Origin of the sequence: Streptomyces sp. NPDC007905, assembly GCF_042959345.1 — a bacterium.
Lineage (GTDB): Bacteria > Actinomycetota > Actinomycetes > Streptomycetales > Streptomycetaceae > Streptomyces.
This window is the reverse complement of sequence record NZ_JBIBKS010000012.1, coordinates 76,596-89,218: the sequence shown is the minus strand read 5'-3', so window position 1 is coordinate 89,218 and position 12,623 is coordinate 76,596. Positions and strand designations below refer to the sequence as shown.

Genomic DNA, 12,623 nt, shown 5'->3' with positions numbered 1-12,623 from the left:
GCCACGACGGTGCGGTCCGGCGGCACCCGACCGGGCGTCGCCCCTCGCGGTCGAGGGCGGCGTCCGTCCGCTCGGTGACGCGCCGTCGTGGCAGGTCGCGCCCACGCGGCGGAGCCGCACATCGATACGGCCCCGCGCCCCTTGGTGCGCTACGCCGCCTTCGGCAGCGTGGGTGCAGGATCGGCGCGGTGTATGGAGCCCGCCGCTCCCAGGTCGGTCAGGATCGCCGATGCCGCCCGGTGGGCCGAGTGCAGGGCGCCCTGGACGGTGCTGGTGTCGCGGTGGTCGCCGCAGACGTACAGGCCGGCCAGCAGGCGCACCGGGCGGCGCAGGTCGTGCGGCGGGCGCATCGCCGGTACCGCTTCCGGGGTGTGATGCACCGCCAGCGTCTCCCAGGGGCGCGTCGACGTGCCGTAGAGCCGTGACAGATGGATGCGGACGGCGGTGTCGATCCCGTCGGGCGGAGTGCCCAGCACGGTCGAGGAGATCAGCACCCGGCCGGCCGGCGCACGGCTCGGGTCGACGTTGCTGAGCACCGCCGTGTGCGCGACCGGCCCCCCGCGGTCGGCGTCCAGCAGCAGCGACGTACCCGTCGCGAGGACCGCCGCCGGGTCGTCCGTGGTGTGGTGAACAACCGTCAACGGGTGGAAGTCCGGCACCCTGAGCCCCGGCAACAGCCCGGCCGCGGCCCGCGCGTCGGTCGCCACCAGCACCGCACGGCAGCGGATCACACCGTGCTCGGCCGTGGTCACCGAGGTCGTGGACACGGAGGTGACCCGCACGCCGGTGCGCACGGTGCCGGGCGGCAGCGCCCGGGCCAGCAACTCCGGCACCACCTCCGCACCGCCCTCCGGCACGCACAGCCGGCCGCTCGCGAAGAAGTGCAGCGCCAGGTCGGCGCACCGGCTGGAGGTGGTCAGCTCCGGGTCGCACAGCAGGGCGGCGAGCAGGGGGCGCAGAAAGCCCTCGGTCGTCCGGGCGGGCACCCCGCGGGCCGCGAGCGCCTGGGCGGCGGGCAGTTCGGGCCGGGACAGCAGGCGCTCGACGGGCGTGGCGGCGATCCGGCCCAGGGCGGTGCCGAGGCGGGCCTGGTCGACCGCGCCGCCCACCGGCGCGGCGGCCCGGCCCGGCGCGGTCGACGAGCCCCTGGGGGCGCTCGCCAGGGCGCGCACCACATGAAGTGCGCTCCTTGTGCTCCCCATGCCCGCCGGTGCGCCCGCCCGATGCGTGCGCCCGTCGCGGTGGAGCAGGACACCCGGCGCGAAGCGGCGCAGGGCGAGCGAGCCGAGCCCCGGGGTGAGACGGAGTTCGGGGTAGGACGTGGACAACAGCTGTCCGATGCGGTCGAGCCGGAAGCCGTCGACCTTCTCGGTCGACATGCGGCCGCCCGCACAAGGGGCGGCCTCCAGGACTGCGGTCGTTACTCCTGCGCTGGTGAGCCGATGAGCCGCCGAGAGTCCGGCGATCCCGGCTCCCACGATGACGACGTCCACCTGGTACGCGGGCTCAAGCACGAGGCCCCTCCTGTGGTTGCGCGGCCGGTGGAGACGTCATGCCCCCAACTGGCTTCGGGAATACCCGAGTTCGGGTCGAGGGTAGGGCGGTGATTGGTCAGGAACAGTCGCGCATCAACAGGGCACGGTCGCACGGCGGTCGCATACGGTCACAAGAGATCACAGGAGGCTGCTGGAGACCGCAGGGGATCGCAGAAGACCGGAGGGGATCGCCGAAGATCCCAGAAGCTCCCCGATGACGTGTCAGGCGGCGCGGATCGCATCCTCGATGCCCGGGAACGCAAAGGTGAACCCCGACTCCAGCAGCCGCTTCGGCACCGCCCGCAGGCTGCCCAGCACCTCCCCGGCCATCTCGCCCAGCGCCGCCCGCAGTACCGGTGCCGGGACGGCGAACAGCGTCGGCCGGCGCAGCACCCGCCCCATCGCCTCGGTGATCTCACGGTTCGTCAGCGGCTGCGGCGCGGTCAGGTTGAACGGCCCGGACAGCGTGTCGTGGTCGATGAGATGCCGGATCGCGGCGATCTCGTCGTGCAGGGCGATGTACGACCAGTACTGCCGTCCGTCGCCCATGCGCCCGCCGAGCCCCGCTTTGAACAGCGGGAACAGCCGTCCCCAGGCCCCGCCGCCCTGAGCGACCACAAGGCCCGTGCGCAGGAACACCGTCCGCACGCCCGCCTCCCGCACGGGCGCCGTCGCCTCCTCCCACTCCACGCACAGCGACGGCAGGAAGCCGTCCCCGGGCGGAGCGTCCTCGTCCACGGCACGGTCGCCCGTGTCGCCGTAGATGCCCATCGCGCTGCCGTTGACGAAGACCCGCGGCGGTGTGTCCAGCGCGGCCACCGCCTCCGCCAGGGCCGCCGTGCCGAGCACCCGGCTGTCCCGGACCAGCCGCTTGTACTCGGGCGTCCAGCGCCGGTCCCCGATCCCCGCCCCCGCGAGATTGACCACCGCGTCGCAGCCGGCCAGCCCCGCCGCGTCCACCTGCTGCCGCTCGGGATCCCAGCGGACCTCGCTCCTGTCCCGGGGCGCACGGCGGACCAGGCGCACCACCTCGTGCCCGTCCGCGGTCAGGGACCGCACCAGGGCGCTGCCGATGAGACCGGACGCGCCGGCCACCGCGATTCGCGAACGTTCCATGGGCCCATCCTTCCCCGTCCTGCCCAGAGGGGCGCCTTCTGGATCGGGCCCGCGACACCGTCATCATCCGGACGACACGCCCTTAAGGTGGCCGTCATGTCCGAGCCGTCCATACGCATCGCCCTGCCCGCCGACGAGGAGGAGCTCGCCCTCCTCGACCGGGCCGCCTGGTCAGCCCTGCACTCGGTCCAGCCCGCACCGCGGCCGCCGTACCCGCCCTTCTTCGACGAGCGCCATCTGCCGCAGGACTACCTCGTCGCCGTACTCGACCGGCGCGTCGTCGGCTACATCCGTCTCGTCCGCGTGTCCGCGCTGCCCGCGCACGCGCACGTCCGCCAGATCCAGGGCCTGGTGGTCTCCGACGAGGCCCGCGGCAAGGGCGTCGGCCGGGCGCTGGTCCGGGCCGCGATCGAGGAGGCGCGGGGGCGCGGCGCGCGCCGTCTCACCCTGCGCGTGCTCGGGCACAACACCCCGGCCCGCGCCCTGTACGAGTCCGAGGGCTTCGTGGTCGAGGGGGTGCTGCCCGAGGAGTTCCTGCTGGAGGGGAAGTACGTCGACGACGTGGTCATGGGGCGCTTCCTCTGAGCCCCCGGACCGTGCGCCCTACGACGTGACCAGCCGGCCCGTGTCCACGGGTGCCGTCGCCGAGGCCGCCTGCCCGGCGTCGCCCGCCACCTCGTCCGCCGTCAGCACGTACCCCGTCTCGACGTCCGAGGTGGAGCGGGCGAAGACCACGCCGAACACCCGGCCGCCGGTGGTCAGCAGCGGGCCGCCGGAGTTGCCCGGCAGGACCGTCGAGCGGATCGAGTAGATCTCCCGGGTGACCGTACGGTTGCTGTAGATGTTCTGGCCCGTCGCCCGGATCCGGCTCGCCACCGTCGCCGCCTGCAGGTTCAGGCTCCCGTCCTGCGGATAGCCCGCGACCACCGCCGAGTCGCCGCGCGCGGCGCTCCGGTCGAACCGCAGCACCGGGGCGCGCAGCCGCGGCACGTACAGCACCGCCACGTCCCGGTCGGGGTCGAAGAGCACCACCCGGGCCTCGTACGACCGCCCGACCCCGCCCAGCCGCACGCTCGGGTGGTCGATGCCCGCCACCACGTGCGCGTTCGTCATCACGTGCCGCGGCGTGTACACGAAGCCGCTGCCCTCCCGGCCCTCGGTGCCAGAGGCGCCCTCGATCTTCACCGTGCTCCGCTTGGCCGCGTCGGCCGCGGCAGGCGTGACACTGTCGCCGCTGGGCCTGGCCACCCGGGCCGTCGACTCGTTCTCGAACGGGTTGAAGACCTGCGGGAAACCCGCCTCGGTCAGCGCGGACGTCGCCCGTGAGAACCACATGGGGGTGGTCTCCGGCATCGTCTGCTGCACCGCGCCCAGCACCGCCGAGTTCCGGATCGCCGTCGTCAGGGTCTGGGATGAGGACGCGCCCAGCACACTCGCCGCGACCCAGGCCACGATCAGCACCGCGACCGAGTTGGCCGCGGCACCCCCTACGCCGTCCGCCACCCGCAGCGGACCCCGGCCCTCCCGGTCCAGCTCCCGCCGCAGCCGCAGCGCCAGCCGGCCCGCCAGCTCGTGCCCCACCACGCCCGGCACCAGCACCGTCAGCACCGCCAGCACGGTCGCCTCCGCCGAGCCGCGCGCCACCAGACCGGTCACCCACGGCAGCACCCACACACCGACGACCGCACCGCCCACGAACCCGGCCAGCGACACGCAACCGGCCACCAGCCCGCGCCGGTAACCGGACGCCGCGTAGAAGAGGATCACCAGCGCAAGCACCAGGTCGAGCAGGTCCACGGAGCCGCCTTTCTCTCGGACCCCCTCATACGGGCGGGACGGGCCCGATGATCAGTCACGCACGCGCGAGCGGCCACCGGACGGCGAACCGGCCACGTGTGCGTATACCCCCTGAAACGTCCTGGGCCGGGACGATGGTTCCGCCAGGTGGCAGAGCACACGTCGTGAGCCGGACCGAGCGACCCGACAGAGGGACCATGCGTGCCTTCCGAAGAGGGCGGGGCCACGGAAGCGGCGGCCCCGGCGCCTTCCCCGGCGCCGTACTCCTCGTCTCCAGCAACGGTCTGAGCCGCTACGAGGCGGGCAGCGCCACCGCCCTGCCCGCCGTGGCCGGCCACAACGACGGCCACATGACCAGCTGCCCCGGCGCCGCCGTGACCGCCCGGCTGCCGGAGATCCGGGAGAGGGCCGCACTCCTGCGGGGCCGGACGCCCACAGGGACGCCACAGGCGACTCACCGGGCCCCCTGAAGTCGCCGCCCTACCGTCGAGGCACGCACTCACCCGGAGATGCGCCGACCGGAGGCGGGGAACGATGAGCGGTCGAACGCAGCGGAAGGGCGAGCAGTCGCGGCAGTCCACGCCGGCGAACTCCCCGTGGGCGCGGGCGGTGCGCCGCCCCTGGACCGTCGTCCGTGTCGCCGCGGCCGTCGTGGTGGGCCCGGCCGCCGCGACGGCCTCCGCGCTCGACCGGGCCAACGCCGCGCCGCCGTTGCACGCGCCGGAACAGGGCAAGGGCCGAATCACCCCTTTGAGTGCAATCAGCCCCTGAAACGGTCCCAGAGGTTGGGATACAGCTCGGCGAGGACCGCCTCGTTCTCGAAGTCGACCGGTGTGCCCTCCGGTTCCGCGGGCGCCGGCTCGATGCCCAGGTCCGGGGCGACGGCTCCCGTGAGCTGCTCGTACGCCTCGTCCGCCGCGTAGCCCAGCTCCTCGCCGTCGCCGTCGATCTCCTCGTCGAAGTCCTCGAGCAGGTCGGCCAGGGTGTCCGGGGCGTGCAGGGCGCCCTCGAAGACCTCCCGGCCCTGGCCGATCAGCCAGCACCGGAAGTAGTCGAACGCGTCGTCGCTGGCCCCGTCCAGCAGCACGCAGGCGGCGCCCCACAGGTCCCAGCGGTAGGCGCGGTTGTAGCGGGCCTCGAAGTGACGGGCGAAGTCCAGGATCATCTCCGGATCCAGCTGGAGCAGCCTGTCCACGAGCAGGTCGGCCTGTTCTTCGGGGTCGCCCTCGGCGGCCTCGCGGGTGGCGTCGATCAGCTCCCAGAACTCCGTCTCGTCCATCACGGCACCAGCATCGGGCCTGAGCCGGTGGGGCGCACGCGGAGTGCGGCGGATCGTTATCAGGCCTCCGTGCGCCCGTACAGCGCGGCGAGCCGTGCCGCGTCCGCCACGAACCGCTTCCGCAGGGCCGCCGGCGCCAGCACCTCGGCCTGCGGACCGAGCGCCGTCAGCTGCGCGTGCGCGACCTCCTCGGACTCCACCGGCAGCGTCACCCTCACCCAGCCCTCGGCATCCGGCCGGCCCGCGCTCCGCAGCCCCTCGCGCGCGGAGTGCGGATCGACGGCGTGGGGCAGCCTGCGCACACCGTCCGGGGACAGCCGTACGACGACCTCGGCGCGCAGGATCGAGCGGGCGAACCGCTCGGCCTGCTCGGCCCAGTGGCCCGGCAGGTCGAAGTCCGGGTCACGGCTGAAGCGCCCGTCCAGGCCGCCGACCGCGTCGAACCGGTCGATCCGGTACGTCCGGAAGGCGCCGCCGGCGGCCACCCGCGCGCACAGGTACCAGACGCCCGCCTTCAGCACGAGCCCGTACGGCTCCAGCTCCCGCTCGACGGCGCCGGCGGCCTCGTCGGCGCGCCCCTCCGGCTCCGGGCCGGGGCGCCGGTAGACGGCACGGATCCGCCGGTCGGCCCACACCGCCTCGGCGATCACCGGCAGCAACGCGGGTGTCTCCGGCTCCCGGAACCAGGCGGGCGCGTCCAGATGGAACCGCTGGGCCGCGCTGTCCGGGGCGTCCCGCAGGGAGGGCAGCAGCGCGGCGGAGACCTTCAGCCGGGCGGCGCAGGCGGCATCCTGCAGACCCATCTCCCGCAGCGCCCCCGGCACCCCGCTCAGGAACAACGCCTCGGCCTCGCTCCGCGCCAGCCCCGTCAGCCGCGTCCGGTACCCGCCGACCAGCCGGTATCCCCCCGCCCGCCCCCGGTCGGCGTACACCGGCACCCCCGCCTCCGAGAGCGCCTGCGCGTCCCGCGTGACCGTCCGCTCCGACACCTCGAGCTCACGGGCCAGCTCGGCGGCGGTCATGGAGGGCCGGGACTGGAGGAGGAGCACCATCTTGATGAGCCGGGCGGCACGCATGCCCTTCATGATGCCGGGGGCCACTGACAAGGAAGGGGTACGGCAGCAGCCGTACCCCTTCACAGGACCGCGGAGACTACAGCCCGTACTTCTCCCGGGCCTCCTTCACCGCCGTCACCTTGACCTCGCCGCGCTTGGCCAGCTGGGCCAGGGCGGCGACGACGATCGACGGGGCGTCGACGCCGAAGTGGCGGCGGGCGGCCTCACGGGTGTCGGAGAGGCCGAAGCCGTCGGCGCCCAGCGAGGACCAGTCCTGCTCCACCCACTGCGCGATCTGGTCCGGGACCTGGCGCATGTAGTCGGAGACCGCGAGGACCGGGCCCTCGGCGCCCTGCAGGGCCTGGCGGACGAAGGGCACCCGCTCCTCGCCGCGCAGCAGCGCCGCGTCGGCCTCGAGCGCGTCGCGACGCAGCTCCGTCCAGGAGGTGGCCGACCAGACGTCGGCGGCCACGCCCCACTCCTCGGCCAGCAGCTTCTGGGCCTCCAGGGCCCAGTGGATCGCCGTACCGGAGCCGAGCAGCTGGATGCGCGGGGCGTTGGCCGGAGCGGTCACGCCCGCGGACTCCGCCGTGTTGAAGCGGTACAGGCCCTTGACGATGCCCTCGTCGATGCCGAGCCCGGCCGGCTTGGCCGGCTGCGGCAGCGGCTCGTTGTAGACCGTCAGGTAGTAGAAGACGTTCTGGTCCTCGCCCGGCTTGGCCTCGCCGTACATCCGGCGCAGACCCTCACGCACGATGACGGCGATCTCGTACGCGAACGCCGGGTCGTAGGTCAGGGCGGCCGGGTTGGTCGCGGCGATGACGGGGGAGTGGCCGTCGGCGTGCTGCAGGCCCTCGCCGGTCAGCGTCGTACGGCCGGCCGTCGCGCCGACCAGGAAGCCGCGGCCGAGCTGGTCGCCGAGCTGCCACATCTGGTCGGCCGTGCGCTGCCATCCGAACATCGAGTAGAAGATGTAGAACGGGATCATCGCCTCGCCGTGCGTCGCGTACGCGGTCGACGCGGCGATGAAGTCGGCCATCGAACCGGCCTCGGTGATCCCCTCGTTGAGGATCTGGCCGTTCTCGGCCTCCTTGTAGTACATCAGCTGGTCGCGGTCGACCGGCTCGTACGTCTGGCCCTTGGGGGAGTAGATCCCGAGGGACGGGAACAGCGACTCCATGCCGAAGGTGCGTGCCTCGTCGGGGACGATCGGCACCCAGCGCCTGCCGGTCTCCTTGTCGCGGACCAGGTCCTTGACCAGGCGGACGAAGGCCATGGTGGTGGCCACGTTCTGCGAGCCCGAGCCCTTGTCGAAGGAGGCGAAGGCCTTCTCGGCGGGGGCCGGCAGCGGGGCCGGCGCGTGCGTACGGCGGGCCGGGGCGGGGCCGCCGAGGGCCGCGCGGCGCTCCTGGAGGTAGCGGACCTCGGGGGAGTCGGCGCCCGGGTGGCCGTAGGGCACCACGCCGTCGACGAAGTCGCTGTCCTTGATCGGCAGCTCGAGCAGGTCACGCATCGCCTTGAACTCGTCCACCGTCAGCTTCTTCATCTGGTGGTTGGCGTTCTTCGACGCGAAGCCCTCGCCGAGGGTGTGGCCCTTGACCGTCTGGGCCAGGATCACGGTCGGCGCGCCCTTGTGCTCGACGGCGGCCCGGTACGCGGCGTAGACCTTGCGGGCCTCGTGACCACCGCGCGAGAGGTGGAAGCACTCGAGGATCTTGTCGTCGCTCAGCAGCTTCGCCAGCTCCACCAGCGCCGGGTCGGCGCCGAAGAAGTCCTGGCGGATGTAGGCGGCGTCGCGGGTCTGGTACGTCTGGATCTGCGCGTCCGGTACCTGGCGCAGCCGGCGGACCAGCGCGCCAGTGGTGTCGAGCTGGAACAGCTCGTCCCAGGCGGAGCCCCACAGCGTCTTGACGACGTTCCAGCCGGCGCCGCGGAACTGGGCCTCCAGCTCCTGCACGATCTTGAAGTTGGCGCGGACCGGGCCGTCGAGGCGCTGCAGGTTGCAGTTGATGACGAAGGTGAGGTTGTCCAGCTCCTCACGCGCGGCCAGCGCGAGGGCCGCCGTCGACTCCGGCTCGTCCATCTCGCCGTCGCCGAGGAAGGCCCAGACGTGGGACGCGGAGACGTCCTTGATGCCGCGGTTGGTGAGGTAGCGGTTGAAGCGTGCCTGGTAGATGGCCGACAGCGGGCCGAGGCCCATCGACACCGTCGGGAACTCCCACAGCCAGGGCAGCCGGCGCGGGTGCGGGTACGACGGCAGGCCGTTGCCGCCGGCCTCCTGGCGGAAGTGGTCGAGGTGCGCCTCGCTCAGGCGGCCGTCGAGGAAGGCGCGGGCGTAGATGCCGGGGGAGGCGTGGCCCTGGATGTACAGCTGGTCGCCCGAACCGGCCGCTTCCTGGGATTCCTTGCCCTTGAAGAAGTGGTTGAAGCCGGTCTCGTACAGCCAGGCCGCGGAGGCGAAGGTGGCGATGTGGCCGCCGACGCCGTACTTGCTGCCCCGCGTCACCATCGCGGCCGCGTTCCAGCGGTTCCACGCGGTGATCCGGGCCTCCATCTCCGGGTCGCCGGGCAGGCCCGGCTCGGCGGAGGTGGGGATGGTGTTGACGTAGTCCGTCTCGAGGAGCTTCGGCAGCGTGATGCCGCCCGCCTCGGCGCGCTCCAGCGTGCGGCGCATCAGGTACGCGGCGCGGTGCGGCCCGGCCTCCCTGGCGACGGCGTCGAGGGAGGCCTGCCATTCGGCGGTCTCCTCCGGGTCGCGGTCCGGGAGCTGGTCGAGCGCGCTCGGCTGGATGGCGTGGGGGTCGGTCATGTCGCCGCCTTCCTCAGTCGAAGGGGGTTCCCTCATCGGTAAGGGGTTCGGGGGTGCCCTTGGTCTTTGGCAGGACAGGGCGGAGGACTTCGGTGGAAGTCCGTCGGCGACTGTAACGCCCTGATCGATGATCGATCAAAGGGTTGAGGACGAAAACCTCTTGATTCCGAGAAAGTCGGCACGCGGTGCCTTCGGCGATGGCACCGGGTGACGCCCTCTGAGCGGGGTTTTCGCAGGTGAGCGGGGGAATGCTCGGCTGCGTCAAGCGCGCGGAGCGCACCCGAGGACGTGCGCCTTCACCAGCTCGGCGATCCGCGGATCCCGGCGCTTGAAGGCCTGCACCAGCTCCTCGTGCTCCTCCGCGTACGACTGCTGCACCGTGCCCAGCCAGCGGATCGACAGGGCCGTGAAGACCTCGATGCCCAGGCCCTCCCAGGTGTGCAGCAGCACCGAGTTGTCCGCCGCGCGGACCAGCTCGCGGTGGAAGCCGACCGTGTGGCGGACCTGGGCCGTGCCGTCGGCCTTGCGGTCCGCCTCGTACAGGGCGAGGACGTGCGGCTCCAGGGCCGAGCAGTCCTCCGCGAGGCGCTCCGCCGCCAGCTCCGCCGCGATGGCCTCCAGACCGGCCCGGACCGGGTAGCTCTCCTCCAGGTCGGCTGCCGTCAGGTTCCGTACCCGTACGCCCTTGTTCGGCGCGGACTCGATCAGCCGGAGCGACTCCAGCTCACGCAGAGCCTCCCGCACCGGAGTCTGGCTGACCTCCAGCTCGGTGGCGATCCGCCGCTCCACGATCCGCTCGCCCGGCTGCCAGCGCCCGCTGACGATTCCCTCCACGATGTGCTCGCGGATCTGCTCGCGCAGCGAGTGGACGACGGGCGCGGTCATGAGGGCTCCTTAGGGAGGGCTGACGTTTAGACAATACGGCCGGTTCGCTCCGGGGGTAGGGCGCGTGGGGGTGCTTTGGCGCAGGTGAGACGAGGCGCACATGGTGGTTTCGGCACCTTCGGGCCCGGTGCGCGCCGTGCTCGGGCGGCTGCGGACGGCTCGCGGCCGGTCGCGCCCACGCGGCGGAGCCGCGCCTGGATACGGGCCCGCGCCCCTGAAGGAGCGAGCGTCTCGATACGGGCCCGCGCCCCTGAAGGAGCGAGCGTCTCGATACGGGCCCGCGCCCCTGAAGGAGCGATGCCCCTGCCCGGAACTTCCGGGCAGGGGCATCACTGTGTCGCGGTGATCGGTGATTACAGGCCGAGCTCGACCTCGAACTCGCCCGCCTCCAGGATCGCCTTGACCGCCGACAGGTAGCGGGCCGCGTCGGCGCCGTCCACCAGGCGGTGGTCGTAGGAGAGGGTCAGGTAGGTCATGTCGCGGACACCGATGACCGTGCCCTCCTCGGTCTCGATGACGGCCGGACGCTTGACCGTGGCACCGATGCCGAGGATCGCGACCTGGCCCGGCGGCACGATGATCGTGTCGAACAGCGCGCCGCGCGAACCGGTGTTGGAGATGGTGAAGGTCGCGCCGGACAGCTCGTCCGGGGTGATCTTGTTGCCGCGGACCTTGCCCGCCAGCTCGGCCGTGGCCTTGGCGATGCCGGCGATGTTCAGGTCGCCCGCGTGCTTGATGACCGGGGTCATCAGGCCCTTCTCGGAGTCCACCGCGATACCGATGTTCTCGGTGTCGAAGTAGGTGATGGTCCCCTCGGCCTCGTTGATCCTGGCGTTGACGACCGGGTGGGCCTTCAGCGCCTGCGCGGCCGCCTTGACGAAGAACGGCATCGGGGAGAGCTTGACGCCCTCGCGGGCCGCGAAGGAGTCCTTCGCCTTGGCACGCAGCTTCATCAGACGGGTGACGTCGACCTCGACGACCGACGACAGCTGGGCCTGCTCGTGCAGCGCCTTGACCATGTTGTCGCCGATGACCTTGCGGATGCGAGGCATCTTGACGGTCTGGCCGCGCAGCGGGGAGACCTCGAGCGCCGGGGCCTTCCTGGCCGGAGCGGCGGCAGCGGCCTTCGCGGCCTCGGCGGCGGCGAGGACGTCCTGCTTGCGGATGCGGCCACCGACGCCGGTGCCCTTGACGGTGGCCAGGTCGACGCCGTTCTCGGCGGCGAGCTTGCGCACCAGCGGGGTGACGTAAGCGCCCTCGTCGGTCGCCTGGGTGGCGGTCGGCGCGGTGGGCGCGGTGGCCGGGGTCACCGGGGCCGGAGCGGGCGCCGGGGCGGCCGGGGCCGGAGCGGCAACCGCGGGGGCCGGGGAGGGAGCCGGGGCCGGAGCAGGTGCCGGGGTGGCCGGGGCCGGAGCGGCAGCCGCGGGAGCCGGGGCGGCCGGAGCCGGAGCGGCAGCCGCGGGAGCCGGGGCGGCCGGAGCCGGAGCGGCAGCCGCGGGAGCCGGGGCCGGGGCCGGAGCGGCACCGGGGGCGCCGATGACGGCGAGCTTGGCGCCGACCTCGGCGGTCTCGTCCTCACCGACCACGATCTCGAGCAGCACGCCGGAGGTCGGCGCCGGAATCTCGGTGTCCACCTTGTCCGTGGAGACCTCGAGCAGCGGCTCGTCGGCCTCGACGGAGTCGCCGACCGACTTCAGCCAGCGGGTGACGGTGCCCTCGGTGACGGACTCACCGAGCGCGGGCAGGACCACGTCGGTGCCCTCGGCCCCACCGGCCGGAGCGGCGGCGGGGGCGGGGGCGGCCGGAGCCTCGGGGGCCGACGCGGGGGCCGGGGCCTCGGCCACCGGAGCGGCCGGAGCCGGAGCCTCGGCGGCCGCGGGGGCCGGAGCGGCAGCGGGCGCGCCCGTGCCGTCGTCGATCACGGCCAGCTCGGCGCCGACCTCGACGGTCTCGTCCTCGGCGACCTTGATCGAGGCCAGCACACCGGCGGCGGGCGAGGGGATCTCAGTGTCGACCTTGTCGGTCGACACCTCGAGCAGCGGCTCGTCGGCCTCGACGCGCTCGCCCTCGGCCTTCAGCCACCGGGTGACAGTGCCCTCGGTGACGCTCTCTCCGAGCGCCGGAAGGGTTACGGAAACCGCCATGGT

The 12,623-nt window shown here is 73.1% G+C and carries 11 protein-coding genes; 3 read left to right on the top strand and 8 right to left on the bottom strand.

The window, feature by feature from the left end; all coding sequences use genetic code 11:
* Positions 1 to 149: 149 nt before the first annotated feature.
* Together ACFZDC_RS22085 and ACFZDC_RS22080 are read right to left on the bottom strand one after the other, a co-directional pair.
* Positions 150 to 1,514 carry an FAD-dependent oxidoreductase gene (locus ACFZDC_RS22085; protein ID WP_391326239.1) on the bottom strand — a complete coding sequence of 455 codons (1,365 nt, stop codon included), beginning with the start codon at positions 1,512 to 1,514 and terminating at the stop codon, positions 150 to 152.
* 243 nt (positions 1,515 to 1,757) lie between these two features.
* A complete protein-coding gene (locus ACFZDC_RS22080; RefSeq protein WP_391326237.1) occupies positions 1,758 to 2,651 on the bottom strand; it encodes a TIGR01777 family oxidoreductase in 894 nt (297 codons plus the stop codon).
* A 96-nt stretch (positions 2,652 to 2,747) separates the two neighbouring features.
* Between ACFZDC_RS22080 and ACFZDC_RS22075 the strand changes: the two genes are divergently transcribed.
* Positions 2,748 to 3,236, top strand: a complete 489-nt coding sequence (locus ACFZDC_RS22075; RefSeq protein ID WP_391326235.1) for a GNAT family N-acetyltransferase — start codon at positions 2,748 to 2,750, stop codon at positions 3,234 to 3,236.
* 18 nt (positions 3,237 to 3,254) lie between these two features.
* Here ACFZDC_RS22075 and ACFZDC_RS22070 read toward each other — a convergent pair whose 3' ends face one another.
* Complete coding sequence (locus tag ACFZDC_RS22070) at positions 3,255 to 4,448, bottom strand: MarP family serine protease (RefSeq protein ID WP_391326233.1); 1,194 nt, start codon at positions 4,446 to 4,448, stop codon at positions 3,255 to 3,257.
* A gap of 197 nt (positions 4,449 to 4,645) precedes the next feature.
* On the opposite strand from ACFZDC_RS22070, the gene ACFZDC_RS22065 reads away from it, so the two are divergent.
* A complete protein-coding gene (locus ACFZDC_RS22065) occupies positions 4,646 to 4,918 on the top strand; it encodes a hypothetical protein (RefSeq protein WP_391326231.1) in 273 nt (90 codons plus the stop codon).
* Between the two features lie 64 nt (positions 4,919 to 4,982).
* Positions 4,983 to 5,219 (top strand): hypothetical protein, encoded by a 237-nt coding sequence (locus tag ACFZDC_RS22060; RefSeq protein WP_391326230.1) that lies wholly within the window; start codon positions 4,983 to 4,985, stop codon positions 5,217 to 5,219.
* Here ACFZDC_RS22060 and ACFZDC_RS22055 read toward each other — a convergent pair.
* The 5 genes from ACFZDC_RS22055 to sucB all read right to left on the bottom strand — a co-directional run bounded on the left by ACFZDC_RS22055 (position 5,209) and on the right by sucB (position 12,620).
* Positions 5,209 to 5,727 carry a DUF4240 domain-containing protein gene (locus ACFZDC_RS22055; protein ID WP_391326539.1) on the bottom strand — a complete coding sequence of 173 codons (519 nt, stop codon included), beginning with the start codon at positions 5,725 to 5,727 and terminating at the stop codon, positions 5,209 to 5,211. The two genes, ACFZDC_RS22060 and ACFZDC_RS22055, sit on opposite strands and share 11 nt — an antisense overlap.
* A 59-nt stretch (positions 5,728 to 5,786) precedes the next feature.
* A complete protein-coding gene (locus ACFZDC_RS22050; protein ID WP_391326228.1) occupies positions 5,787 to 6,803 on the bottom strand; it encodes a WYL domain-containing protein in 1,017 nt (338 codons plus the stop codon).
* A gap of 76 nt (positions 6,804 to 6,879) precedes the next feature.
* Positions 6,880 to 9,591: a pyruvate dehydrogenase (acetyl-transferring), homodimeric type gene (gene aceE / locus ACFZDC_RS22045; protein ID WP_391326226.1), complete on the bottom strand. Its 2,712-nt coding sequence runs from the start codon at positions 9,589 to 9,591 to the stop codon at positions 6,880 to 6,882.
* A gap of 261 nt (positions 9,592 to 9,852) precedes the next feature.
* Complete coding sequence (locus ACFZDC_RS22040; RefSeq protein ID WP_066992958.1) at positions 9,853 to 10,476, bottom strand: GntR family transcriptional regulator; 624 nt, start codon at positions 10,474 to 10,476, stop codon at positions 9,853 to 9,855.
* Between the two features lie 353 nt (positions 10,477 to 10,829).
* Positions 10,830 to 12,620: a 2-oxoglutarate dehydrogenase, E2 component, dihydrolipoamide succinyltransferase gene (sucB, locus tag ACFZDC_RS22035; protein ID WP_391326224.1), complete on the bottom strand. Its 1,791-nt coding sequence runs from the start codon at positions 12,618 to 12,620 to the stop codon at positions 10,830 to 10,832.
* Positions 12,621 to 12,623 lie beyond the last annotated feature (3 nt).